Genomic DNA, 25768 nt, shown 5'->3' on the forward strand with positions numbered 1-25768 from the left:
TGCCGACCTACACGTCCACAATTTCCGGCCGCAGGTCGGCCGGACATTGCAGCAAGAAGTAACGGTCGGTCATGCCCGCGATAAAATCTCTTACGATTTCCGCCGGTTGATGATTCGAAACATAGGTGTCCGACATGTCGGACAAAAAGCCGCTGAAGATGCGGGATCGCTGGTTGCCCCGGCGCAGATCTTCCAGGTAGGTGTCGAACAAAAGATCGAACAGGGTTTGGATGGCATCGGCATGGGGCTTGATGGTCGGGTTGAGATAGATGCGCTCCAAATTGAAGGTTTTGAGTTGCTTCAATGCCTGCGAGACCCGGTCGCTCATGGCGATATGGGGTTGATCATGGCTTTGACGAATGATGTCGGTCACCAGGCTGTAAACGATGGTGCCGTTGGTGTTGCCGAGCACCTCGGTCACCGCCTTGGGGATATCGGACCTTCGAATCACGTTGAGGCGGATGGCATCCTCCAGGTCGCGGCCGATATAGGCCACGGTATCGGCCATGCGCACCACGCACCCTTCCAGGGTCATGGGCATCAGGGCCTGATCCGGATCGCGTTGCTTGCGCGCAATCTCCGCATCCAAATCGGTGAAGGTTTTGTCGCGCTGCGGCAGCAGCACCTGGTTGTGAATCTCACCATCGTGGCACAAGATCCCGTCCAGGGTCTGAAGGGAAAGATTCCAGCCGCGTCCCTTACGCTCCACGCGATCGAGGAATTGGATGCTCTGCACATTGTGCAGGAAGTGGCCGATACCCGCGCCGGCACAGAGGCGGCTCAGGTGCCGTTCGCCGTCATGGCCGAAGGGGGTGTGGCCGATGTCGTGCCCCAGGGCAATGGCCTCGATCAGATCTTCGTTGAGGCGCAAGAAACGCCCGATGGTGCGGGCGATCTTGGAAACCAGTTGGACATGGAGCACCCGGTGGGTGATGTGGTCGTTGCGAATCAGGTAGAACACTTGGGTTTTGTCGATGTAACGGGTGTAGGCGCTGGAATGCATGATGCGATCCGCATCCAGGGAGAAGGATTGACGGTATCCCGAGCGTACCTTCTCTTCCGGCACACGACGCAAGCACTGCTCGCTACGTGCCGCCAAGGGCGAAAAGAGCGCCGCCTCGCGGCGGTTCAATTGGGCCTTTAGATCGGCCAAGATGGCAGTGGTCTCAGATAGATCCATCGACTATGCATTGCTCCAGAAGTCGGTTGTAATCGATGCCGGCCCGGCGAAATCCTTCGCGTCCATATTTCATGTTGGCTTCCAACACCACGAAGTCATCGCGCCGGCAGGCGATATCCAGTCCAACGTCATCCCAGCGGCACACCCGAGCCGTACGGACGGCCAGGGCCAGGGCACCGCGGGGTACCGGGGAGAAGTCCACATCCCCACCACATCCGATGTTGGTCCGGTGATCGCCCACCGGGGCCACGCGCCAATAAGCGTGCACCACCCTGCCGCCGATCACCACCGCACGAATGTCCTTTTCCATGGGCAAGTAGGCCTGAATATAGGCCGGTCCTTCCATTTGGCAATAGGCGGCCAGGTCCTCGGCACTGCGAATCAGATATACGCCTTTGCCAAGGGCCGACCCGCGCGGCACCTTGGCGATGAAGGGGAACGAGAAATGGTCCACTATGCGGGCCTTCTGCCGGCGGCCGTAAAACACACGGGTCCGTGGGTGGGGGATGCCGGCCATTTGGAACAGCGCGGTCTGCTTGATCTTGTCCTGGGCGAACTTATAGGTGTGGTAGCTGGGAAAAGTGGGCTTGCCCATGGTGTCGAGCAGCTCCGCGTAAAAAGGAGACGGATAGTAAATCTTGGCCGCTTCGCGGATCCATCGGCGCTCCTCGGGGGTGTAGTCGAGAAAGTTGGGGCGCACCCCCAAGGTGCGGACGTTGCGGCAGTGACGCAAGCGCCCTTCGAGTGCCACGAGGGGGTTGTCGAGAGATGCCGATGTCATTGTTCCGTCCAGTTGTCTATGGCGGTGGTGCGATGACAAAGGTCCCGGGCGGCAAGGAGGGATCGATCCAGAAACGCTCCAGCAGCATGGACAGGGTGTCCCCTTCCACCGAGGTCACACGGATTTCCTTTGGCACTGTGAACTCATGAACGGTTTGCCAATCCAGCCATTGGACTCGGAAACGGACGGTGTCCGATCCGTCGTAAACGGTCATTATCTCAGGATGATCGCAGCCGAGCGACACCACTTCGGCCACGCGAGCGCGCCAGCGATTTTCCAGCACCACCCCGCAGGACGCATCGTCCAGCCGGCGGGTCGCCGCATGGGCAGGCAACGGCGGCCGTCCAGCCAGAATATCCACCAAATCCCCGAGCCCCATGGGCACGCCGATCAACCGCTCCAAGGCATTGGGGGTTTGCCGGAAACGGCGGTGTTTGCCATCCGAAACATCATAAATATTGATGGTTTGGCCGTCGCCCGCCATACTGAACAACGGCTGCCCAAGGGGACCGAGCCATTCGAGGCGCAACCGGTCCGGCGCCGCGGCCGCCCAAGCGGCCCGGCCGCTGGTGGTGCGTCCCCCCTCCTGCATTTGAATTCGCATCAATCCCTTGAAAGGCGGAAGCATTTGATTGTGGCGGGTCCACTCGGTCACTTGTCGTCGCGCCAGGGGGTCTTCCTCGACCGCCGGCAGCCACCCTGCACAGCCGTGGAGAACGATCAGGGCAAGGCCCAATAACATGCATTGCAGGCGCCGACGCATCTGTCCTTGACGGTGCGGTGATTGGCAGCGTTGCATCTTTCAGGGGCTGTCCTTGCGAGGTTGCTGCGGCAATTGCAACTCGCGCAACTTTTCCCGGAGCGCTTCACGGTTTTCGGTTTTCAGCTCAAGGGAGCGTCGGTAGGCTTCCAGGGCCTGCTCTTTGTCGGCGAGCCGCCAATGGATATCCCCCATGTGTTCCAGAATGGTCGGATCGTCCGGCACGAGGTGCACCGCCTTGACGATCCATTCCAGGGCCTCTTGGTAGCGCCCCATCTTGTAGTAGACCCAGGCCAGACTGTCGGTGATGTAACCATCGTCGGGTTTGATGGTTAGCGCCTTTTTGATCAACGCCTCGGCCTCTTCCAGCGCGATGCCCAACTCCGCGTAGGTGTACCCCAGATAGTTGAGGGTTTCCGCATCTTCGGGCGCGATGGCCAGGGATTTTTGCATGGCATCGATCACATCCTCGGGACGGTTCATTTTATCGTACACCACGCCCATCCGAAAATGGTAACGGGCGTTGCGGTCATCGATGGCCACGGCTGCCCGCAAGGCATCCAATGCCTCGGGATAACGCCCGCCGGCCTCAAAAAAAGCCCCCAGGTAGAAATGGAAAGCCGCGTTGTGCGGATCATGACGCAGCCCCTGTTGAATCGCCTTGATGGCCTCCTCCGTCCGGTCCGCATCGTTTAGCAGCATCGCACGATGGATGACGGCGCTGCCGTAGAAGCGCGATTGGGGTTGGACGCGGGACAGATGGGACAATGCCGTGGACGAATGGTTCAATTGATCATGGACCAATCCCGCCAGGTAGTGCAAGTCGGCGTTCTCCGGTGCCGCTTCGAGCATCCCCGTCACGGCCCAGACGGTGGTTTCGAAGGCGCCTTGTTCGTAGTAACGCTCGAAAAGATGCCCCAGCGCAGCCGGATTGCTTTCCACCTGCCGTCCCAGCTCCAACAGCAGCCGGCGGCCCTGCTCCGAATCGCCCTCGCTATGGTAAAACGCCGCCAAGTCCAGGAGCGCGCCGCTGTTGTCCGGGTGGTAGGCGAGCAAGGTCTGGTAGGTGTGTATGACCTGGTCGGTGTTGCCCTGAATTTTGTAGATATGGATCAACTCCAGGTAGGGCTCCTCCAGAGAAGGTTCCAACGCCAGGGAGCGTTTGAATGCTTGCGCCGCTGCGTCCAGTTCACCCTGGGCCAATAATGCTTTACCCTGAAAATAGTGCGCGGCGTAGGCGTGGGGAAAGCGCTCCACCATCATGCCGAACACCCGCGCCGCGTTGGCCGGATCGTCGGCATCCCAGTAGATGCCGCCCAGATGCATATATGGATCGGGATCGTCGGCGCCCAAGGCCAGCACCTTCTCGTACACATCCTTTGCAGCCTGGGGCATACCGTTCTGCTGATAGATGCGCCCGGCCATGATCAAGGCATCGGGATGGTTCGGCTGATCCGCCAGCACTTGTTGGATCAGGGCCAGCGCTTGTTCCAACTGTTGGTGCGCCATGTAAAGGCCCGCCAGCTCCAGACGGGGCAAAACCCCTTCAGGATCATGGTCGATCGCCTGCTCCAGATACCAACGGGCCTCGGCCAGGGCACCCTCTTTGATCTTCATCTGAGCGGCGACGAAATAGTAATAGGCGGCGGCATCGTCACCCCTGTCCCGGGCCGGCGCAGGCAGTTCAACGGTATGAAAAGCCGGGTCATCCAGCGGACCTCGGCAGCCAACGGCAACGGTCAATGCGCAACAGGAGATCGCCATCCAAAGCAGCACCGATAGCAGTCGTTGAGATGAAGAAAGGTGCTTGGATGTTTCGTGGCGCCGCATCCATGCGCCCGTCAGTGTCGTGGCTGGCACCGGCCTGACCTCATGGGTTGGTGTAGACATCGAAATCGGGGATCTCGTTTTTGAAGAATTCCCGCATTTTTTTAATCACATTCTTTTCGATCTGGCGCACCCGCTCCCGGGAAATGCCGTAGCGATCGCCTATCTCCTGCAAGGTCACCGGATTGTCCGAAAAGATGCGCTGATCGAAAATCTCCAGCTCCCTGTCCGTCATCTGCTCCCGGAACTCGGACACCTTGTTGTGCAGCAGCACCTCGATTTGTTTCTTTGCCACCTTGTCTTCAGCGGAGCCGGTGCTTTCACTGAAAAACTCCATCCTTTCGGTGTCGGAACCCTCTTTTACAGGTGAATCCAAGGAGACATCCCAACCGTCCAGCCGCTGATCCATATCGATGATTTCCCGTTCCGAGACGCCGAGCCGCTGGGAGAGCAACTTGGGCTTGGGATCGAAGCCCTGTTCGATCAGCAACTGTTTCTCTTTCTTCAACTTGAAGAAGAGCTTGCGCTGCCCCTGGGTGGTGCCGATCTTCACCAGGCGCCAATTGTCCATGATGAACTTGAGGATGTAGGCCTTGATCCAGAAGGAAGCATAATAGGAAAATTTGACATTCTTGAAGGGATCGAACTTCTTGACCGCCTGCATCAAACCGATGTTCCCTTCCTGAATCAGATCCAGAAGATTCTGCATCCAAACGCGTTGGAACTCCAGTGCGATCTTGACCACCAACCGCAGATTGGAGGTCACCAGTTGGTAAGCGGCCTCCGAGTCATCTTCTTCCTGCACCCGGCGGCCCAATTCGATCTCTTCTTCCCGCGTCAACAATCGATATCGACTGATCTCCGTCAAATAACGCTGCAATGGATCGAACTTGGTCAGCGCCTTGACCGGTTCCACATTCTTGCTGCGATTGTCGATGGGGCGGCCGGCGGCCGCCTTCTTTTTGCCTTCGGAGGGTTTTGGTTTCTCGGAGACCTTCTGTTTCTCTTTTATTTTGTCCATCAGCGCGGAAACCTCATCGTCTATTGCTTCATGTGTCGCCCACCCCCTGCTTTGAGAACCAGGGGCGTGCAGCGGCGACGAACCTGATTTTTATGGACTTGAACCGGCAACCTGTGCTAATTGCCCTGCCGGTATCCTGCCATGCGCCTGTAGCTCAGCTGGATAGAGCAACGGACTTCTAATCCGTAGGTCGCAGGTTCGAGTCCTGCCAGGCGCGCCATCCAAAATTTTTAAATTATCACATCGCCGACCGCTTTACAAAACATATCATCGTGAAATTCCCACAGCACCGTATGGTTCAGTCGGATTGGTCGGAGATTGAGTGGCGTTAGAAGGCGATTGGGTTGCAGGCGAACCGGAGGTTGACGCGGGCAAGCGCGCATTTTGGCCCGCTTCGGGCAACAAGCGTTTTACCTTATGTTTGCAGTACGGCCGCCAATACCACGGTGATATTGTCTTTGCCGCCGGCGTCGTTGGCCAACGCCACAAGCTTTTCCGCCTGTCGGTTCAAATGGGTGGAAAGGCGCAGCACCTCACTGATGCTGGCGTCTTCCACCAAGTCGGTAAGACCATCGGAGCAGAGCAGAAAGACATCGCCGGGCAGCACGGAGCCCCGTAGAATATCCAGTGCGGGTGAAGGGCGCACGCCGACGGCGCGCAAGATGACGTTGCGCATTTTGTGGGATCGTGCCTCCTCGGCGGTGATCAAACCTTGATCGATCTGATCCTGCACCAGCGAATGGTCTTTGGTGAGCTGCTGCAAGGTCCCTTGCCGCCACCGGTAAGTGCGGCTGTCGCCCATATGGCCGATCACGAATCCGGAAGCGCCGAAAGCCAGCAGTTCTGCGGTACACCCCATCCCTTTGTGGTGCGGATGGTCCGCAACATGCTGTAAAATACGATCATTGGCCAGGCGGAAGGTGCTCTGCACGCACTCGATCAACGCCTGCTCCGCCGGTACCCGATTGTTGCCGAAAGTCACCTCGGCGCTTTGCGCGAAAATCTGACTCGCCATCTCACCGGCAGCCGCACCACCCATGCCGTCGGCCACCAGACAATAACCCGCTTCCGGGTTTGCAAAAAAAGCATCTTCGTTGTTTGAGCGGACGCGACCGACATCGGTTTTTCCGCAGCATTCAATTATCGGCATGGCAATCGAATTGTGGGGCATCAACATCCCCCACCATTTGGATAGGACCCCTGGAAACATGGAATAACGCCTTCGCGACCATTCAATCCGTGACTGACCAGCTTCCCCTTGCGCTCCGTAGCGAGGACCGTCGCTGCGGCATTTTCTCGGCAGCGTATCGCGACATGAAAATTTTTATTATAATATCCGATTATTGTCAACATGCAACAATCTATGACCCCAATTTTTTAGTCCTGCCGCGCTTGGCCATGAAAACGCAAACGGTGCTCAGTACAGCCTATCGGCTATTGGTGACTATATCTTTAATCGATAGAATGAATTAACTTAATCCTAACACGTAAAACTTAAAACGCCCCTCCCCACCCCAATCGCCGTCGGAACCCTAACAATACCCGTTTGTTTTTACGATAACCCTGAGTTAAAGCGTAGGGGCACGGCATGCCGTGCCCCTACGGGGTGGGGGCTGGTAGCACAAGCGTGCATCGGTTCCGTAGAAAGACCATAGAAGGGAGTATGAAATGGTGGAAATCAAGGATATTGGTGGTGAATTCGGGCTGATTCGTCGGCTCGCCCGGTTGGTGCAGGCAGCCGATGACCGTGTTGTTCAGGGGATCGGCGATGACGCCGCCGTGGTGCGCATGGCCCCTGCGCCGGCCCCCTACCTGCTGGTCACCACCGATGTGCTCGTCGAGGATCGCCATTTTCGAAGGCGCTGGTCGACGGCGGAGCAGATCGGGGAAAAGGCGGCCGAGTGTAATATCAGCGATATCGCCGCCATGGGCGGCACCCCCCTTTGGATGGTGGCGTCGTTGGTGCTGCCGACCCACGAAAAAGCCGATTGGGTGCAGGGGTTGTACCGCGGTCTGCATCACAGTTGCCGGCGCCACGGCATCACCATTATCGGCGGTGACACCACGCAAGGGGCCACCGCGACCATCAGCGTCACGCTCCTGGGGACCGTGCCGCCCGAGCTGTTGCGGCTGCGCAGCCACGCACGTCCCGGCCACCTCCTGGCGGTGACGGGTCCCTTGGGCGGGTCGGCCGCCGCCATCGCCCTTCTGTCGGCCGGGCTTGCGCCATCTGCCTATCTGATGGAAAAACACCGTACGCCCAGATGCCGATTGGACGTATCCGGCCGCATCGCTCCCCTGGCCGGGGCCATGATCGATATCAGTGATGGGCTGGGATCTGAGGTCCACCACATCTGTACCGCCAGTGGGGTGGGGGCGCGGGTCGATGCCGCCGCCATTCCCCTGCATCCGGATGTGCGCGCGGCCGCCCGTGAACTGGATTGCGATCCGCTTGACTGGGCGCTCAGCGGTGGAGAGGATTTCGAGTTGCTGTTCTCCATCGCCCCCGACGACATGGCCCGGGTGCAGCGAACGGGTTGCGAGATTTTCCCGGTGGGTCACGTTACCGATCAAGCGGCGGGCATTTTCCTGCAAAGTCCGGGCAACCGCCAACACCCTTTGCCGGGCGGCTACAACCACTTCCTTTGATACCGGCGAGCCGCCGGACCCGGCCCTCCCAACACAGATGTGCTGGAGAAGAAAACCACCGTTCAGCGGTGATTTATGGATGGCGCTAACCCTGCTTGGCCGGACCCGAGCGTTGCGGCTTGCGCCGTCGGGTGGCACCTCCCGACTTGCCGCTGCGCCCTGCAGGCCGACCGGCGCTTTCGGCACCACTGCCGCTTCGCGGCCGTCGGGGACGCCTGCTCCTTTTGCGTCCACGCCCCGCAGTGCCTGACAAGCTGCCGTCGTCACGCGGCCGGGGCTTGCGCTTGGACGGCGGGGGCGGCGGCGGGGGCGTCAACCAATCCTCTTCCGGTTGGATGCAGGGCAACGGGTGACCGATCAGTTCCTCGATGGCGGGAATACAGAAGCTGTCCTCTTCGTCCGCAAAGCTGATGGAGGTGCCGCTGGCGCCGGCACGGCCGGTACGGCCGATGCGATGAACGTAATCCTCAGGGTCCCGGGGAAGCGTGTAGTTGATCACGTGGTCCATACCCTCGATATGAATGCCACGCCCCGCCACGTCGGTGGCCACCAACACACGAATCTTGCCCGCCTTGAAATCGTTCAAGGTACGCATTCGCACATTTTGGCGGATATCGCCCGAGAGTACGGCGCAATCGATGTTATAGCGCGTGAACAGATCGGCCAGCCGGCGGGTTTCATCCTTGCGATTGCAAAAGACGATCACCTGCGACAATTCCTTACGGGTGATGATATTGTAAAGCAAAGCGTACTTCTCTTGTCGGGTGACGATGTAAACCAGCTGTTCCACCGTATCCACCGCGACCTGTGCGGGCTCGATCTCCACGGTCACCGGATCGGTGGTCCACTGGGACGCCAGTCGGGTCACCTCGGGCGTCAGCGTGGCGCTGAACAGCAAGGTTTGCCGTTTGTTCTTGTGGGGTGTGGCGGAAATAATTCGGCGCACGTCCGGAATGAATCCCATGTCCAGCATCCGGTCCGCCTCGTCGATGATCAACGTCTCCACATGGTCCAGGTGAATGTCGCCCTGACGCTTGAAGTCGAGCAGTCGGCCGGGCGTGGCCACCACGATGTCGGTGTTTCGCCCTGTCAACTGACGCCGCTGTTTTTCATAATCCATGCCGCCGAACACGCTGGTGATGGTCAAGGGCGTATGCTTGGCAAGCTCTCGCGCCTCATCGGCAATCTGCATCACCAGCTCCCGGGTGGGGCCCAGCACCAACACCCGCGGCGCGCCCTTGCCCGGTGTTTCACTCAGGGGCCGGCGCAGCATGCGGGTGATGACGGTGATCAAAAAGGCGGCTGTTTTCCCGGTGCCGGTCTGGGCGCGGCCGGCCGCATCCCGTCCGGCAAGGGTGCTGGGCAGGATCTCGGCCTGGATGGGGGTGCAATACTGAAACCCCAATTCGGCGATGGCGCGCATCAGTGGATCGGGCAAGTCCAGATCGTGAAACCGCACCTTGCCTTCAGCCGAGGTTACGGCAAAGTCTGCGGGATCCCATGTTGCCGGCGGTGGCGGTTTCCGGACCACCGTGTCCGTCTCGGGCGGCGATGCTTTAGCCCCCTTGTCGGGGCGTGGCTCGCGACGCCTGGATCGAGGGGTTGCGCTTTGTTCGGTGGGTTCCGCCACCGGCGCCTGCGCCGACTGCGGCCCGTCGGGCACGGCGTTTTTTGATGTTTGTTTCTCGGGATGGGATGTCGTGAACAGTTTGTCGATGAATTTCTTGATAGTCTGTATCAAATTGAAAATCTTTCCGTAACATATTGAATGCGTTGTGGGTTAACAATGGGCTAACAACTGGTGGTCGGCAGGGAGCGGTCGGCAGGTCCTCAATCCATATAGCGACCGGCAAAAATGTAAGCCAATCCGCTTAGACTGTAATCGATCTCCATGGAAAGAAATTGGGAAAGCGAATGGAGCGTTACGATGGCATTGATATCTGCATCCTCCCTGGTAACGCCGTGGATACGTTCCAGCAGTCCTTCATTGACTACCTGGACCCGGCTGTAATGCTCTTCCAGCGCTTTAAAATCGCAACGCATTTCAGACTGGTTGCGACTCTTGAAATATTGGGCCAGCAGATACATGGAAGCGGTCCGGACGGTGGTCTCCTCGATGGTGGCAAACGGTAAATGAAACCGTGCCATGGGCTTGAGAAACTCCATGACCGGACAATCGCTGGTAGCCATGATAATGCCGAAAATGGCGGACAGCCCTTCCATGATGGAGGTCTGCTTGGAATAGGTGCGTTCCGCCGTATGGCACACCACCATGCAGTCGTGGTAAGAAAAGAGGTCTTTGAAAGCCTCCACCAGTTCCATCAGATTGACGGCGATGGGGCAATTGGCATGCCCCTCGTCTTGCAACGGGCAATGCCGGCACTGTTTGAAATGGAGCCGCACCCATTCGGTTGTCTTGCCCGTCGCCGAGGCGATCGGAACCATGCTCAACGTATCCGGATCCAAAGTGATATGGTAATCCTTGATCTGACCGTTGAGAAATTGAAACTGGTAGTGGTATTCGAAAGGACTCCGTTTAATCATGACGCCACCGCTCCTTCGGCCATCAGCCCGCCTTGTTTTTCAGCTTGGTCATCAGCTTGGATACGGCATCTTTCAATTGCAAGTTTTGTTCCCTGAGAGACTGTAGCTGCTGAGCGTGCTCTCGCTTGGCCTCGGCGAGTGTGTTTTGCAACGCGTCTTCCTTGGCCGCGAAGGTCGCCTTCAGCTGCTCCTCCATGCGGGCAAGGGCCTGCCGCTTGCCGTCGGCCGCAGCTTCCGCCTGGGCCAAAACCTCTTTCGAGCGACGGAATTTGTGGGACGCCTCGAAACGGCGTTTGTAGCCCCACGCCCATAGGCAGGCCATCACAAGGCCGAGCAAACCGGCCAACCGGATATACAAGATGCGATCCAGTGAACCGAGCCACGTGTCCAGGTGCCATCGGGCCTGCATCATCGGCAAATCGGCGATGGCGCCGAAGAGAACCAGCAGGAACAGCAGTGTGAATGCGGTAATTTTCAATACGATGCCCACGAACCGACCCCCGAAGGCGGCGCAAGCCGACCTTTTTCGCGCTTCGAATGGATACAGGTGTCAACCATAACGCACACCGCTCACCGGTTTCATCGCAGAGGCCCTGCGGGCCGGGTAAAGCGAGGCGGCAACACAAATGGCAAAGGTGCCCAAGGCGATGACCGCCAAATCCACGAAGCTGATCCGTACCGGCAAAGTGGTGAGGAAATAGACATCGCCCGGCAAGGAGATGAAGGGGTACCGGTCCAAAATCAAGCATAACACCACACCGGCACACAATCCCAGCCCGATGCCCACCGCGCCGATGGTCATCCCTTTGTATAAAAAGATGCGGGCAATGGCCCCGTTGTCGGCCCCCATGGCTTTTAAGATCGCGATATCCTTTGTTTTCTCCTTGACCATCATAATCAGGGCGCTCACCACGTTGAACGCCCCCACCAAGATGATCAGGGTCAGTATGACATACATCATGATCTTCTGCAGCCCCAGCATGGAGAACAGATTGCGGTGCAACTGTTTCCAATGATTGGCCCAGAAAGCGCCGCCCAACTGCGCCAGGATGCGCTCGGTGGCGATTTCGGCATTGTCCGGATCGTGGAGGCGCACCTCCAGGCCGGTCACCACGTCGCCCACGCCGATGGCCGATTGCAACCGGTGGATATTGACGAAGCCCATGGCACCATCATACTGGTGCATGCCGGTTTCGAACAGGGCGGTCACCTTCATCCGCTGCGTACGGGGCAATACCCGCGCATCGGCGCGCTGGGTGCCGGCCACCATCAACAACAGCTCGTCACCGGCCACCACACCTAACTTTTCCGCCAAGACCGCGCCCAACACAATCGCCGGCGGCCCTCCCTCCCCCTCACCGGTGGCCAATAAGCTTCTGATCTCGCCCCCGTCGCCCAATCCCACGACAACGTCGCTGCGCGCCGGATCGATGCCCCTCAGAACCAGTCCCGCCACACTGTCCATGGAACGGACCATCCCCTGACTGACAATGAAGGGGGCGGCGCCGGCCACTTCCGGCAACGCCTGCAACCGCTCGAGATGGAACGGGTAATCGCCGATCCAATCGTTGTAGCGCATGATCGTCACATGGGCTTCGATACCCAGTATGCGATTGCGCAGTTCCGCTTGAAAACCGGTCATCACGGCGATCACCACCATCAATACCATCACGCCCACACCGACACCCAAGGCGGCCAGAAGGGTGATCAGCCGGACCAGCTTGCGTTGGTTCTTGATTTTCAAGTGGCGCCGCGCCACAAAGGTGACAAAGGACATAGTGCGTCCATTTAACAACCATTGGGGTTGATAACAAGCACAAACTATTCGGGGTTCAGGCCCCGATTCATTTTTCCCGCCACATATCCTTCAAGGTCCAGGCAGACATGATCATAACCCAAGGCACGCAGCGCATCGACAACCCGACGCCGCGACGCGGGACGAAGCAATTCGGACTGAACCGCCGGTTCCACCTCGATGCGGGCCACGCTTCCGTGATGGCGCACGCGACACGGTCCCTGAATGACATCGCGCACCAGCGATTCGGCCTGGTCGATACGGGTCAACAAAGCCGGCGAAATGGGCGTATCGTAGGGCACACGGCTGGCCAGGCAGGCCATGGCCGGCTTGTCCCAATTGGGCAGCCCCATCTTCTTGGCCAGGGTGCGGATCTCCCGCTTGCTCAGCCCGGCTTCCATCAACGGCGCGGCGATGCCGAGTTCATTGGCCGCTTGCAGGCCGGGCCGGTAATCGCCCGCATCGTCCAGGTTGGCGCCGTGGGCCAGGGCATGAATGCCCACCTGTCGGGCCTGTCGGGCCATGATCGCGAACAGGCGACGCTTGCAGTAATAGCAGCGCAATGGCCCGTTGGCGACAAACAAGGGATCTTGCAGCTCATCGGTATTGAAAACCACCTGCTCGACCTTCAATTGCCGGGCCAATTCCATACTCAATGACAGCTCGGAGTCCGGATGAATGGCGGATCGGGCCGTAAAAGCAACCACCCGTTCCCCAAGTACCTGCTTGGCGGCGGCCAAAAGCAACGTGCTGTCCACGCCGCCGGAGAAGGCCACTCCCAATCCGTCGCAATGCCCGAGCAGTTCCAGCAAGCGTGCATATTTTGCATCGGTGGTTGCGCTGATGGGCATGAAGCTGTTTTTAGTGCTTTTCGCTTTCGTATCCATGGAGCTCGAGTTTCTCAAAAAATGGTTTACAAATAATGGATAATACAATATGTTTCCGATTTGTTCAACCATTCGACAAGGAAGAAGGGGAAACGCATGGGCAAGGACAGCCTCATTAAATCGACGACTGCCAAATCGGGTGCCAAGAAAAAGAAAACCACAAGTAAAAAGACGACCGCCAAGAAAAGTGCCCCGGCAAAGTCCAAAACCAAAAAGAGCGCCGCCGCGGCGGGCAAAAAGACCACCAAAGCCGCCGCCAAAAAGACCACGGCCAAGACCACTGTCAAAGATCTGCTGTTCAAGCAATTCGATTCCCGATTCACACCGGCGGCAGGTGGACCGCCCACCGCCGACCGTTCCGCCATGAGTGCGCCGCCATTGATCACCGCCGACGATCCCGCCGAGGTACAGCGCCTGCGCGGCCTGCTGGACCGCCGCTTCTCGATGGCGGAGATCAAGGCCGCCGCCAAGGAGCCGCCTCCGGTGGAAAAGAAACCGGCCGCACCTGAACCGGATGTGCCTGAACCGCCTGTAACAGCGTCGACCGAGGTGCCGGCCGGCGAACAAGAGACGGCGCCCCCCGATCCGCCGGAAGCAGCGAAGCCGGTAGAGCAACCGGCCGCGCCCATCGCGACGCCTGCCCCACCGGAAGCGAAAGCGCCGGTCTCCGAGGCGGGCTCCGCCGAAGACCCCCCGCCGGTAGCCGAAGAAGTCAGCGCACAGACACCGACCCCAGTGCCGGAACCACCGGCCGCAACATCGGCGGCAGCGGCATCGGTCCCGACGGCGCCCGCAGAAGAACCACCCAAACCGGCCGTGGCCACCGCGCCCGCCGCCGAACAAGTCTATCAATCCATGGAGGAACCTGCCGTGCAATCCCGAAACATGTCATCCGGTGCCCCGCCAGCTGCCGACGAATCGACGTCCGACCCTGTGATGCGAGCCATGAAGATCGGCATCGCCGCCTTGTGTGTGGTGGTGCTTTTCATTCTGTGGGCCAGTTTCGCCAATAGCAAACGTTACTATATCTCCGAAGACCGCCACGGCATGACCATCCTGCAGGGCGCCTTCTCGCCCACCGGCAAACGTGTCTTGGCGGTGCTGCCCGGCCGTCAGCCGGCCGATCCCGTGCAAGCGGTCTACAGCCGTAAAGAGGTCTTCCCGCTGATCTTCCAATTCCATTTGGACCAAGCCGATGCCAAGCTTGCCGAAACCGGGTTGCCCGATTTCGACACCATTCAAACCCGGTTGGACCTTGCGGATGCCTTCGCCCTGGACAAGGGAATGCGGGCATCGGTCACCCAGCGGCGCAATCACCTGCAACGTACCCAACTGATCCACCAAGCCCATGTGGAAATCAGCAAGGATACATTGCCGGCGATGTCCACGGCCCTGCAGCAACTGCGGCAGGCCCAGCGTCTGGCTGCGGATCCGGTGCAATTGGAGGCCATCAACCAGATGATCACCCTGGTCAACGAGCGCCGCGCCGGGCTGCAAGCCCGGATCGCCGCGGAGACTGAAGAGGAGACCGGCACGCGGTGATGGCCCGGGCCGGACGCCCCTCATGACCATTCGCCGATTCTTGATCGCCGCCCCCACCTTGTTGGCTGTGGCGCTGCTGGTCTCTTATTTTTGGGTGCCCAGCTACGAAGACCAGGTGGGGGGTAATCCGGAGCGCTTGACCCGCTTCATCACCGCCTCCAGCGGCGATGCGAGCATGCTCAATCCGATCCTGTCCGCGGATTCGGCCAGCAGCCAAATCGGATCCCTGGTGTTCGAAGGCCTGGTGGACCGGGATGAACATCTCGCATTCCGCGGACGGATTGCCCGCTCCTGGCGCATCTACGCCCAAGCCTACTTCTACATCAACCCGCAGGGGACCACCCGGCGTTGGGGCAAGACGAATGCCGCCACCCTGGTGAACGGTCTGCGCACGCTCACTGCGCAGGACGACCCCTTCTGGCACAACATCACGGCCGTCGATTTGCTGCCCTCGGAATCCTTGCGGCACACCGCGGCCCCGTCGGACAACGCCGACGGCGAACCGATCCTACTGCACGTAACGCCGCCGCCGCGGGTCCGGCTCACCCTCGAGAGTGTCGATCCCGACCTGTTCGAACGACTGGAAGATGAATTGGGTGCCGGCTATTTCGACCGCTTCGACCCCCTGCCCTTCGTCGTGCCCGACGGTGACATCCCGCAGGCGCAATTAGCGACCATCGCCCGTGATATCTTGCCCGCCACGGCCTACAATCCGATCATCCAGTTCGACCTGCGACCGGGCGTCACCTTTCATGACGGCCGGCCGGTGACCGCCGAAGATGTGCGCTTCACTTATGAAGCCATCATGAACCCGAGCAACCTCTCGCCCCGGATACCCGATTACGAACCGGTGCAGGCCGTGGAGGTGATCGATCCGCTAACGGTGCGCATCGTATACAACCGGCTCTATTCACCGGCGCTGGGCACCTGGAGCATGGGCATTTTGCCCGCCCATCGTCTCAACGCGGCCGCCCTGCGGCAAGAGGCCCTCAAACGGGGCGAGTCGCCCGAAACCTTCGGCCTGCGCCAGAGCCGTTTCAACCGCAACCCCATCGGCAGCGGCCCCTTCATGTTCGACAACTGGAAATCGGATCAGTACATCCGCCTCAAACGGTTCACCGATTATTGGGAAGGGGCGCCCAACTACGAGCAGTATGTCATGCGCATCATCCCCGATCCGCTTACCCAGGAGATGGAGTTCTATGCCGGGACGGTGGACGACTATGCCGTCCAACCCCACCAGGTGGCGCGCCTGCGGCAAGACGAGCGGTTCCAGCACTTCTCCGGCACCGCATTCGGCTACTCTTATATCGGTTACAACAGCCGCCGCCCGCCCTTCGACGATCCGCGGGTGCGCCGGGCCCTGGGCATGGCCATCGACGCCGATCAAATCATCGAATATGTGCTCTACGGCCAGGCCGAGCGGATCACCGGCCCCTTCGTCAAGCAAACCGATTTTTACAACCACGACATTCAACCGCTGCCCTACGACCCCCAAGGGGCCCTCGACCTGTTGGCCGAAGCGGGTTGGACCCGCGGCGCCGACGGCTTTCTGCAAAAAGACGGTCGTCGCATGGCCTTCACCCTGATCACCAACAACGGCAACCCCATCCGCCGGGCCATTCTGGCCATCGCCCAGGATGCCTGGCGCAAAATCGGCATCCAGGTGGAGACCGATCTGCTGGAGTGGTCCGTCTTCATTCAGCGGCGGGTCAACCAGTTGGATTTCGATGCCCTGGTGCTGGGATGGTCCATGGGCATCGATCCCGACCTCTACCAAATCTGGCACTCCAGCCAAAGCGGCCCTTTCCAGCTCAACTTCGTCGGTTTCGACGACCCCGAGGCGGACGATCTGATTCTCCAGATCCGCCGTGAATACGACCATGACAAACAGGTGGCCGCCTGTCATCGATTGCACGAGATCATCGCCGCCGCGCAACCCTACACCTTTCTGTTCGTGGGCCGCTGGACCGCCTTGCTGGATCGCCGTATCGTGCGGCGGGTGCAAACCCCGGACGGCGAGATCCAATACAAACCCATCGAGCCGACCATCACCGGCGGTTACACGTTCCATTTCAACCAATGGATCAAATTGCCACAATCTTTGGAAGATAGTTTTAAGTTTTAAGTGTTAAGTTTTAAGTTGAGGAATGCTATCGATTATAGGGGGTTGGGGGTGGGCGAGCAGATGGGTTATTTGGAATCCAAATTGAAATCGGGTTCGGGATCGCTATCGATAAGTTGAGATATCGCCTTCGTTCATGGATCTTAGGGGGCCGATTTCGATACCGATCCCGATAGCGATTTCGATGTGGACGAAGGTTCGAATCAGTGGATGGGGGTACCCAACCGAATTGGGCTTTTTCCTAACGAAAAAGCGACGTGGCTTGTTCTATCACGGAGGCGGGGGGGCCGGGTGCTGCAATGCGTGCAGGCGCTTAGGGGCCGTTATGGGGTGGGCGCAGGGTGTTCGGCCCGCACTGTTTGAGCGCAGCGCGTTTGCGGGCCACCCGGCCTATGCCCACCCCAAACATCTATAATAGACAGAATTCATTAACTTAAAACTTAAAACTTAACACTCGCATAGCACCCACCCGCCGGTGGTCGTTCAACGCGCCTTACTAAAGCATCAAGTAATGGTAATGCTACCGGCAAGGAGAATCGATGACGGCATTTTTAGGCCGAAGCCTGATTCAGAAAACCATCACCCTCTTTCTCGTCTCGGTGGTCTCTTTTCTGATCATCCACCTGGCCCCCGGTGAACCGAGCCAGATCGATCCGCTCAATCCCAAGTTCTCGCCGGAGATGGTGGAACGCATGCGCCAGGAGTTTCACCTGGACAAGCCGTTGCACATCCAATACCTGTTGTTCTACCGGGATCTATTCAGCGGCCGTATCGTCTCCTGGCGGGACAACCTGCCGGTATTGAATAAAATCGGCGAACGGTTTCTCAACAGCCTGCCTCTTTTCATCGTGGGCACCCTGCTGACCTGGACTTTCTCCTTTCCCGTGGGCATCCGCTCGGCCATCCGACGCGACGGCCCCTTCGATAAAACCACCACCTTCCTGGCCTATGTGCTGATCTCCATTCCCGGATTCTTTTTCGCCTATATTCTGATTATCCTGGTGGTCACCCAACTGCATGTGCCGGTCATCGGCATGTACTCCTTCGGCATCGACACCGCCTCGCCCATGGTGCGTTTCATGGATCGCGTCTGGCACTTGGTGCTGCCGTCGGTGCTGGGCGCCACTGGGGGCATCGCGGTGCTGTCGCGCTACGTGCGCAGCCAGATGCTGGAGATCATCGGCCAGGACTATGTGCGCACAGCCCGGGCCAAGGGCCTGCCGGACGATGCGGTCTACTACCGGCATGCCTTGCGCAATGCGCTGCTGCCCTTCGTGACCATGTTCGGCCTGATCCTGCCGGGGCTGATCGGCGGATCGGTGATCATCGAATCCATCTTCTCCTGGCCCGGCATGGGCCGCATGGCCTATGAAGCGATTCTGGCCCGGGACTACCCGGTCATTCTTACGCTCAACTTCATCACCGCGGTGTTGGTGCTGGTCGGCACCTTGATCTCGGACCTGCTCTACATGGTGGTGGATCCGAGGATTCGCCTATGACCGCCGATACCCGCAACAGCGCCTTGGATGCCGCCACCGGACTGCCGCCCGCCCGCACCCCGTGGGAGGAAACCTGGCGCCTGCTACGCAAAAACCGGCTCGCCTTCAGCGGCCTTTTGATTTTTGTGATCTTCTTCCTTGTGGCCGTAGCCGGCATCCTGCTCACTGCCGGATCCCGACCGGTGCTCGACCCGGCCCAAGTACGCCTGCAGGAAAAGCTGCTGCCCCCCCTGTCGCTGCCCAACCACGAAGTGTTGCCTCCCGAAGCCCTGCCCCCCCTGGGCCGTTACTTGCTGGGCACCGACGACCTGGGCCGGGATGTCTTCGCCCGCATGCTCCAGGGCGCCTGGGTATCCCTGACGGTGGGTTTCGTGGCCGTGGGCATCGCTGTGATCATCGGTATCATCCTGGGAGGACTGGCCGGTTATTACGGGGACCAGGAATTGGAAGTCGGCCACCTGCTGGTCTGGACGACCGGGGTGATTGCCGCCTTCTTGCTGTTGACGAACCGGCCGGCGGGTGCAGCGGCAGCAGCGGCGGCGTCCGCCGTCATCTGGATCGTCATGCGGCGCGAAAGATCGCTTTACGAGGGACCACCGTCCCGGCGCCGTTGGTTCACCCGGGGCCTTGTCAGCGTGGACACCCTGATCATGCGGGCGGTGGATGTCATGCTCTGTTTCCCCTCCTTTTTTCTGATCCTGACCGTGGTGGCCCTGCTGCCGGCCAGCCTCTACAACATCATGGTGGTGATCGGTCTGACCAGTTGGATGGGCACCACCCGTTTCGTGCGCGCCGAATTTCTTTCCCTGCGCGAGCAGGATTTCGTCGCCGCCGCCCGGGCACTGGGCATCGGCGACATGCGCATCATCTTTCGCCATATCATGCCCAACGCCATGGCGCCGGTGCTGGTGTCGGCGACCCTGGGCATCGCCACGGCCATCCTCACGGAAGCGGGCCTCAGCTTTCTGGGCTTCGGCGTGCCGCCGCCCCACGCCACCTGGGGCAACATTCTGTCCGACGGCAAGCAGTTCATTTTCGACGCCCCCTGGCTCACCTTCGCCCCCGGCATCGTCATCCTGATCGTGGTCCTGGCATTCAATCTGTTCGGCGAGGGGCTGCGCGATATCATGAACCCCAAACTGCGGGAGCGTAACTAAACTGGCCGATACGCAAAACATACTGTTGCAGGTGGAACAACTGCGAGTGCACTTTCACGGCGAGGGACCGGTCGCCCGGGCGGTGGATGGGATCGACTTCCAAATCCACCGCCGGCAGACAGTCTGTATCGTGGGTGAATCGGGCTGCGGCAAAACCGTCACCGCCCTGGCCGTCATGGGGTTGCTCCCCATGCCTCCGGCCCGCATTGCCGGCGGGCGCATCCTGTTTGACGGCCGATCGCTGTTGGACCTGCCCGCGGATCAGTGGCGCACCCTGCGCGGCCGTCGCATCGCCATGGTGTTTCAGGAGCCCATGACCTCCCTCAACCCGGTGTTCACCATCGGCGACCAGATCCGGGAAACCATCCTGGCCCACGAAGCCTTGAAAGAGGCCCAAGCACGGCTACGCACCATCTCCCTGTTGAATGATGTGGGCATCGAGGATCCCGAACGGCGGGCTTCCGATTACCCCCACCAGCTCAGCGGCGGCCAGCGCCAGCGCGCCATGATCGCCATGGCCCTGGCCTGCGGACCGGACTTGATCATCGCCGATGAACCCACCACCGCCCTGGACGTGACGGTGCAAGCCCAAATTCTGCACCTGTTGCAGCGGCTGCAGGCCGACAAACAGATGGCGATCCAGTACATCACCCACGATCTGAGCGTCGTTTCGGCCATTGCCGACCGAATTTACGTGATGTACGCCGGTGTGATGGTGGAGCAGGGCAATCCCGGTCAGATCTTCCAGCAGGCGCGCCACCCCTACACCCGCGCCCTGCTGGACGCCTTGCCCACCAAGGAAAAGCGGGGCCAACGGCTGGCGACCATTCCAGGAACCGTTCCCCACCCGGCTTACAAGCCATCGGGTTGCCCGTTTCATCCGCGCTGTGGTTTCCGGGAACCCGCATGCGAACGGGATTTTCCGCAAATGTGCGACTACGGCGACGGCCATGGGGCCCGCTGTCCGGTCATCCAGCGAATGGGCGGTTTTCCATGAAATCCGAGGCCGAAAGAACAAGCCTGCAAGGAGTGCCGCAACCCGGGCAGAATGTCCCTATCCTACAGGTACGGGACTTGAAAAAAAGCTTTCCCGTAAAGCGGGGTCTGATGCAACGCACCCGGCAACTGGTGCGCGCCGTGGACGGCGTGGACCTGGACATCGCCGCCGGCCGGACCTTGGGGCTGGTGGGCGAAAGCGGCTGCGGCAAATCCACCGTGGCCCGCATGATCCTGCGCTTGCTCAAGTCCGACAGCGGCACGATCCGCTTTGAGGGCCGCGTGATCGACGCCTTGAGTGAAAAACAATTCAAGCCCCTGCGCCGATCCATTCAGATGATTTTCCAGGACCCCTACAGCTCCTTGAACCCTCGCATGACGGTTGCCCAATCCATCGCCGAAGGGGTCCGCATCGCCGGCATCGCCGGCCGCCGGCAGCAGCGTGAGCGCATAGAGGAACTGCTGACGATGGTGGGCATGCCTCCGGCCGTCGCCGACCGCTATCCCCACGAATTCAGCGGCGGGCAACGCCAGCGGGTGGGCATCGCGCGGGCATTGAGCGTAGCGCCCCGTCTGATCCTGTGCGATGAACCCATATCGGCCCTGGATGTATCCATCCAGGCCCAAATCATCAACCTGCTAAAGGATCTGCAAGATCGATTGGGTTTGAGCTACCTCTTCATCTCCCACGACCTGCATGTCGTCAGCTATATTTGCGACAACGTCTGCGTCATGTATCGCGGTCGCATCGTCGAAGCGGCCCCGGCCGATGCGTTGTTCGATGATCCACGCCACCCTTATACCCACAAACTGCTGGCTTCGGCGCCGTCATTATTGGCAAAAGCCGAACAACCGCCGCCCGTCGAAGCCCGACGCGATCCCCTGCCGCCCGGTGCCTGCACTTACGCCCAGCAGTGCCCCGAGATGGATTCCGCCTGCCTCGATGGGCCGACGGCCATGCACCAGGTCGGACCCGACCACTGGGTCCGCTGCCCACCGGCAGCCGGCAAGAACCCCTGAAGCAGTAGGCGATTTCGATTTGGAATGGGGAAAACCGGCAGGGGCAGGATCAGCGCAAAAAGGGATCGACGGCGATGCCATCGATCCCTTCGATTTTTCTGTATTTCGGAAATTTCCGCAAGCGGAAGGCGGATTAGCGCTTGGAGAACTGGAAACGAGCGCGGGCGCCCTTCTGTCCGTACTTTTTGCGCTCTTTCTCACGCGGATCACGACGCACGAAACCGGCTCTTTTCAGAACAGGACGCAGCCCGGCATCGAATTCCATCAGGGCCTTGGTGATGCCGTGGCGGATGGCGCCGGCCTGACCGATGATACCGCCCCCCAATACCTTGATTTTGATGTCGAATTTGTCCTGGTTGTTGGTCAGGACGAGGGGTTGGGTGATGATGGTTTTAGCGGTATAGACCCGGAAGTAATCTTCCAAGGTGCGCCCGTTGATGGATATTTCCCCCTTGCCGGGGGTGATCCATGTCTTGGCGATGGCGTTTTTGCGTTTGCCGGTTGCGTAGTAAGTGGTATCCTGTGCCATAGAAAAATCCCGAATCACCTTTTCTTAAAGTTTCAACGTTTGGGGTTGCTGGGCGCTGTGCGGATGCTCACCGCCGGCATACACCTTCAGCTTGAGAAACATTTGGCGTCCCAGACTGTTTTTGGGCAGCATGCCCTTGACCGCCTTGCGGATCAACTCTTCCGGTTTCTTTTCCATCAATTTGCGGGCCGTGATCGATTTGATCCCGCCGACATAGCCACTGTGACGGTAATAAATCTTCTGCTCCATTTTGCGGCCGGTCAGTTTGATCTTGTCGGCATTGATGACGATAACGGCATCCCCCGTATCCACATGGGGGGTGAAGGCGGGGTTGTGTTTACCCCTCAGACGAGCCGCGATCTGCGAGGCCAAACGGCCGAGCACGGCGCCGTCGGCGTCCACGAGCCACCAATGGCCGCGGTTGTCGGATGCTTTGGCACTGTAAGTGTACTTTTTCACGATATCTATCTCCTGCGCGTTGTTCTGAATCCGCCCTACCTAAATGATATTGCCCTGCAAGTCAAGGAAAATTAGTGGGTTTTTCACCCTTTTGACAAATCCGTTTTTATTTGTTTTAGCAGTGGTGCCATGAACGATAATGCCGCCCAACTGGAAATCGAAGTCAAGTTCCATCTGCCCGATCCCGAGGCAATGGCCGATCGACTGACGGCCATGGGGGCCAGGGCCCGACCCGTCCATTTCGAAACCAACCTCTGTTTCGACGATGCCGACCGGCACCTGTTTCGTTCCGGCCGTCTGCTGCGCCTGCGCCGGGATGATCAATGCCGCCTGACCTACAAGGAACGTCCCGATCCAGCCACCGATCAGTTCAAAGTGGTCAACGAATTGGAGGTGACCGTCGACGACTTCGACACCATGCGCACGATCCTGCACCGGTTGGGTTACCATACGGCCCGCACCTACGAAAAATGGCGCCAAACTTTTGAATGGCAGCAACTTCACTTCTGCCTGGACAACCTGCCCTTCGGCCACTTTCTGGAAATCGAAGCCCCCGGCGCGGACATCCGTTCGGCTGCCCGGGCCCTCGATTTGCCATGGTCGGAACGCATCATCAAGAACTATCTGGCCATTTTCGAAATCCTGCGTTCAGGGATGAACCTGCCCTTCTCCGACGTCACCTTCGATCTGTTCAAGCACCACCCGGTGGATCTGACCTCCTATCTGCCGCTGCTGCAGGTAACGACACGTCATGGAACTCCCGATGTACAATAGCGCGCACAACGGCATATTGTCGGTGATGAGCCTCAATCTTCGCTTCGGCTTGGCCGAAGACGGACCCAACAACTGGGTCCATCGACGTCATGCCTACGCGCCTCTGTTGGCAGCTTTTCCCAGCGATTTTTTCGCCTTCCAGGAGGCCAATGACTTCCAGATCGACTTTCTGGCCGACCTGCTGCCGGATCACGGATACATCGGTCGGCGCATGCCCGCCCCGCAGCGTTGGCAAAACAATGTGATCTTCCATCACAAACGCTGGCAATGCGTGCACCATGAACACTTCTTCTTGAGTTCGACGCCCCACAAACCGAGCCGTTTCCGGGGCAGCCGCTGGCCGCGCCAGTGCACCTTGGGTGTGTTCCGGAATCGATGCCGCTGCCTGGTGGTGGTCAACACCCACCTGGATTTCGCCGAGTCGGTGCAAGTCCGCAGCGCCCACTTGATCCGCAAAAAAATGGGGCGCCATGATCGCAAGGGACCCTCCGTGCTGATGGGGGATTTCAATACGATTCCCGGCAGTGCCTGCTATGAGGTGTTTACCAGCCCGCCCGACCGGCAACGCTGTTTGCGCAATGCGTTTCCTCCGCCCTATACGGGGACCCACCATGGGTTCGACGGCGGCGAGGAGGGGGATCCCATCGACTGGGTGCTCTACCGCGGCGCCCTGACGGTGCGTCGGGCCTGTGTCATCACCGAACGTTTCGGGGGAATCTTTCCATCGGACCACTATCCACTGGTGGTCCGATTTGAATCATGAAGGATGGAACGCGGCACACGTTGTCACGGGGTGTTTTTGCGGCAGGCCACAGTTGCGTTGAGCAATCCGCCGGCCTCCACCACCAAATCATTGCAAATGACCTCACCGGAGCACTTGCCGGTGGCCAGGATCACCAACTCCTTGTTGACTTCCAGCCGGCCATCGAACACCCCCCCGATGGTCATCACGGCAGCGCGGGCTTCGGCATACACCGCTCCCTCTTCGGCAATCACGACATGATCCCCCTCCAGCGCACCTTTCACGGTCCCCTTGATCACCAGACGGCCCTTGCCGATCACCGTGCCTTCGACCGTAAACCCTTCATCAATGATCGAAAACTGCTTCTGCTCCGTTTTCACTGCCGTCTCCTTCCATGGTCGCTTCCACTTGCTGCGTTTCGGGCTGTTGGGTTCCCTCGACGGCCGCATTGTCCAATTCCGCACCGCTCGGCGTCGGCATCTCACCGGCAGGCGCCTGATCGTCATCGTTGCCCGCGGGACCGGGCGATGCCGGTGGCACCGCCTCCGCCGACGGTTCGGGATCGGGTGCTGGTTCCGGTGGCGGCGGCGCAGGCGGATCGTAGGGAATGTCGACATCATAATCCCGGTTCAGCAAGAGGGTTCCCTCTTCCTCGAAGACATACACCGTCACCGTGTCATAAGTAATGGGCGCGCTTTGACCGGGGGCTCTGAACCGCATGGTGCGGTAGTTGTTGATCCTGAATTCCTGACCGCCGCCGGGGTTGGGCCTGCCGCCACGCAAGGTTACGTTGGGCACGGCCAGAGGCGGCACCGTGGGATCGTCTTTTTTACGGTAAACCAACACGATGTCCCCCGACAACATCTGCCGCGGCTGCGATACATTGTAAATCCGGAAAACGGCTTCCAGTACCTGCGCGCCAGGTGTGTAATTGACTTCGAACCGGCGCACATCCGCTTGCCAGCGCACACGGGGCGTCGGTTGCGGTGATGGTGACGGCTCCGGCGCCGGTGATGGTGACGGTTCCGGCGCTGCTTCGGCCTTGGCCGCGACGTTTGTCTCCGCTTGATCTTCACCTTCAGCGGCGGTTGTCTCCGCTTCCTCTTCACCCTCGGCGGCGGATGTTTCCTCTGCGACATCCGCGTGCACATCTGCCGCCGCCTCGGGTCCCTGTTCGATCACCAGTTTTGCCAGCAGGATGTCTTTTTCGTTGCGCAGCGTCCCTATCTGTCGACGAAGGTCAGTCAGTTCCCCCTCAAATTCTTGGGCTGCGCGATGTTTCTGAAAATAGGCGATACCCAGCACCACCGCGGCCAGTTGGCTCAACAACAGCGCCACGGCCACGGCGATCACCAGGCCTTTGAAGTGCTTGAAGGGAATCACCCGACCGTGTTCGCCCACCAGCATCACGCTCCAATAGCGTTTCCGTTTGGTTGCCGTGCCGCTCCCGTCGCTGGTTTTTCCTTTTCCAAACATACCGC

At 59.6% G+C, this 25768-nt stretch carries 24 protein-coding genes and 1 tRNA gene; 10 read left to right on the top strand and 15 right to left on the bottom strand.

All coding sequences use genetic code 11. The features are described from left to right. Positions 1–7: 7 nt before the first annotated feature. From MRX98_RS07970 to MRX98_RS07990, 5 genes are all read right to left on the bottom strand, one after another. The gene (locus MRX98_RS07970; protein ID WP_246905089.1) at positions 8–1180 is read right to left on the bottom strand and encodes a deoxyguanosinetriphosphate triphosphohydrolase family protein; all 1173 of its coding nucleotides are present in this window, start codon (positions 1178–1180) and stop codon (positions 8–10) included. Beyond that, positions 1167–1961 (bottom strand): ATP-grasp domain-containing protein, encoded by a 795-nt coding sequence (locus tag MRX98_RS07975; RefSeq protein WP_246905091.1) that lies wholly within the window; start codon positions 1959–1961, stop codon positions 1167–1169. The genes MRX98_RS07970 and MRX98_RS07975 overlap by 14 nt, the downstream gene beginning before the upstream one ends. A 16-nt stretch (positions 1962–1977) precedes the next feature. Further along, positions 1978–2703: a lipoprotein insertase outer membrane protein LolB gene (locus MRX98_RS07980; RefSeq protein ID WP_246905094.1), complete on the bottom strand. Its 726-nt coding sequence runs from the start codon at positions 2701–2703 to the stop codon at positions 1978–1980. Between the two features lie 60 nt (positions 2704–2763). Then, on the bottom strand, positions 2764–4485 hold the full coding sequence (locus MRX98_RS07985) for a tetratricopeptide repeat protein (protein WP_246905096.1): 1722 nt from the start codon (positions 4483–4485) through the stop codon (positions 2764–2766). A 106-nt stretch (positions 4486–4591) separates the two neighbouring features. After that, on the bottom strand, positions 4592–5569 hold the full coding sequence (locus MRX98_RS07990) for a sigma-70 family RNA polymerase sigma factor (RefSeq protein WP_246905098.1): 978 nt from the start codon (positions 5567–5569) through the stop codon (positions 4592–4594). A 143-nt stretch (positions 5570–5712) separates the two neighbouring features. On the opposite strand from MRX98_RS07990, the gene MRX98_RS07995 reads away from it, so the two are divergent. Then, a tRNA-Arg gene (locus tag MRX98_RS07995) sits at positions 5713–5789 on the top strand. 195 nt (positions 5790–5984) lie between these two features. Here the strand turns inward: MRX98_RS07995 and MRX98_RS08000 are convergent. Further along, positions 5985–6779, bottom strand: a complete 795-nt coding sequence (locus tag MRX98_RS08000; RefSeq protein ID WP_343217738.1) for a Stp1/IreP family PP2C-type Ser/Thr phosphatase — start codon at positions 6777–6779, stop codon at positions 5985–5987. 458 nt (positions 6780–7237) lie between these two features. On the opposite strand from MRX98_RS08000, the gene thiL reads away from it, so the two are divergent. Continuing rightward, positions 7238–8218 (top strand): thiamine-phosphate kinase, encoded by a 981-nt coding sequence (thiL, locus tag MRX98_RS08005; protein ID WP_246905102.1) that lies wholly within the window; start codon positions 7238–7240, stop codon positions 8216–8218. A gap of 85 nt (positions 8219–8303) precedes the next feature. Here thiL and MRX98_RS08010 read toward each other — a convergent pair whose 3' ends face one another. From MRX98_RS08010 to larE, 5 genes are all read right to left on the bottom strand, one after another. Beyond that, entirely contained in the window at positions 8304–9959 is a 1656-nt protein-coding gene (locus MRX98_RS08010; protein ID WP_246905104.1) for a DEAD/DEAH box helicase, read from the bottom strand. An 89-nt stretch (positions 9960–10048) separates the two neighbouring features. Continuing rightward, the gene (locus MRX98_RS08015; protein ID WP_246905107.1) at positions 10049–10762 is read right to left on the bottom strand and encodes a DUF6901 family protein; all 714 of its coding nucleotides are present in this window, start codon (positions 10760–10762) and stop codon (positions 10049–10051) included. A gap of 22 nt (positions 10763–10784) precedes the next feature. Continuing rightward, positions 10785–11252, bottom strand: a complete 468-nt coding sequence (locus MRX98_RS08020) for a hypothetical protein (protein WP_246905119.1) — start codon at positions 11250–11252, stop codon at positions 10785–10787. A gap of 60 nt (positions 11253–11312) precedes the next feature. Beyond that, positions 11313–12539, bottom strand: coding sequence for an ABC transporter permease (locus MRX98_RS08025; RefSeq protein WP_246905121.1), 1227 nt, complete (start codon positions 12537–12539; stop codon positions 11313–11315). A gap of 44 nt (positions 12540–12583) precedes the next feature. After that, entirely contained in the window at positions 12584–13444 is an 861-nt protein-coding gene (larE, locus tag MRX98_RS08030; protein WP_246905122.1) for an ATP-dependent sacrificial sulfur transferase LarE, read from the bottom strand. A gap of 96 nt (positions 13445–13540) precedes the next feature. Here larE and MRX98_RS08035 point away from each other — a divergent pair, with 96 nt between their 5' ends. The 6 genes from MRX98_RS08035 (at position 13541) to MRX98_RS08060 (ending at position 21783) form a co-directional block, all read left to right on the top strand. After that, entirely contained in the window at positions 13541–14986 is a 1446-nt protein-coding gene (locus MRX98_RS08035; protein ID WP_246905125.1) for a hypothetical protein, read from the top strand. A 22-nt stretch (positions 14987–15008) separates the two neighbouring features. Next, positions 15009–17114, top strand: a complete 2106-nt coding sequence (locus tag MRX98_RS08040) for an ABC transporter substrate-binding protein (RefSeq protein WP_246905137.1) — start codon at positions 15009–15011, stop codon at positions 17112–17114. A gap of 536 nt (positions 17115–17650) precedes the next feature. After that, a complete protein-coding gene (locus MRX98_RS08045; protein ID WP_246905138.1) occupies positions 17651–18610 on the top strand; it encodes an ABC transporter permease in 960 nt (319 codons plus the stop codon). Beyond that, entirely contained in the window at positions 18607–19767 is a 1161-nt protein-coding gene (locus MRX98_RS08050; protein ID WP_246905147.1) for an ABC transporter permease, read from the top strand. Before MRX98_RS08045 ends, MRX98_RS08050 begins: the two co-directional genes overlap by 4 nt. A 46-nt stretch (positions 19768–19813) precedes the next feature. Then, complete coding sequence (locus MRX98_RS08055) at positions 19814–20764, top strand: ABC transporter ATP-binding protein (RefSeq protein ID WP_246905150.1); 951 nt, start codon at positions 19814–19816, stop codon at positions 20762–20764. 77 nt (positions 20765–20841) lie between these two features. Beyond that, complete coding sequence (locus MRX98_RS08060) at positions 20842–21783, top strand: ABC transporter ATP-binding protein (RefSeq protein ID WP_246905153.1); 942 nt, start codon at positions 20842–20844, stop codon at positions 21781–21783. A gap of 133 nt (positions 21784–21916) precedes the next feature. On the opposite strand, the gene rpsI is transcribed toward MRX98_RS08060, so the two are convergent. Next, positions 21917–22312: a 30S ribosomal protein S9 gene (gene rpsI / locus MRX98_RS08065; RefSeq protein ID WP_246905156.1), complete on the bottom strand. Its 396-nt coding sequence runs from the start codon at positions 22310–22312 to the stop codon at positions 21917–21919. Positions 22313–22336: 24 nt separating this feature from the next. Further along, on the bottom strand, positions 22337–22771 hold the full coding sequence (gene rplM, locus MRX98_RS08070) for a 50S ribosomal protein L13 (RefSeq protein ID WP_246905159.1): 435 nt from the start codon (positions 22769–22771) through the stop codon (positions 22337–22339). Between the two features lie 129 nt (positions 22772–22900). On the opposite strand from rplM, the gene cyaB reads away from it, so the two are divergent. Together cyaB and MRX98_RS08080 are read left to right on the top strand one after the other, a co-directional pair. Beyond that, entirely contained in the window at positions 22901–23545 is a 645-nt protein-coding gene (cyaB, locus tag MRX98_RS08075) for a class IV adenylate cyclase (protein ID WP_246905162.1), read from the top strand. Next, on the top strand, positions 23535–24308 hold the full coding sequence (locus MRX98_RS08080; RefSeq protein WP_246905164.1) for an endonuclease/exonuclease/phosphatase family protein: 774 nt from the start codon (positions 23535–23537) through the stop codon (positions 24306–24308). The genes cyaB and MRX98_RS08080 overlap by 11 nt, the downstream gene beginning before the upstream one ends. A 23-nt stretch (positions 24309–24331) precedes the next feature. Here the strand turns inward: MRX98_RS08080 and MRX98_RS08085 are convergent, their stop codons facing one another. Both MRX98_RS08085 and MRX98_RS08090 read right to left on the bottom strand, forming a co-directional pair. Then, the gene (locus MRX98_RS08085) at positions 24332–24667 is read right to left on the bottom strand and encodes a bactofilin family protein (protein ID WP_246905166.1); all 336 of its coding nucleotides are present in this window, start codon (positions 24665–24667) and stop codon (positions 24332–24334) included. After that, positions 24633–25763, bottom strand: a complete 1131-nt coding sequence (locus MRX98_RS08090) for a hypothetical protein (protein ID WP_246905168.1) — start codon at positions 25761–25763, stop codon at positions 24633–24635. Before MRX98_RS08090 ends, MRX98_RS08085 begins: the two co-directional genes overlap by 35 nt. Between the last annotated feature and the right edge of the window lie 5 nt (positions 25764–25768).

This window comes from Desulfatitalea alkaliphila (assembly GCF_022968795.1).
In the GTDB taxonomy this organism is placed as follows: domain Bacteria; phylum Desulfobacterota; class Desulfobacteria; order Desulfobacterales; family Desulfosarcinaceae; genus Desulfatitalea; species Desulfatitalea alkaliphila.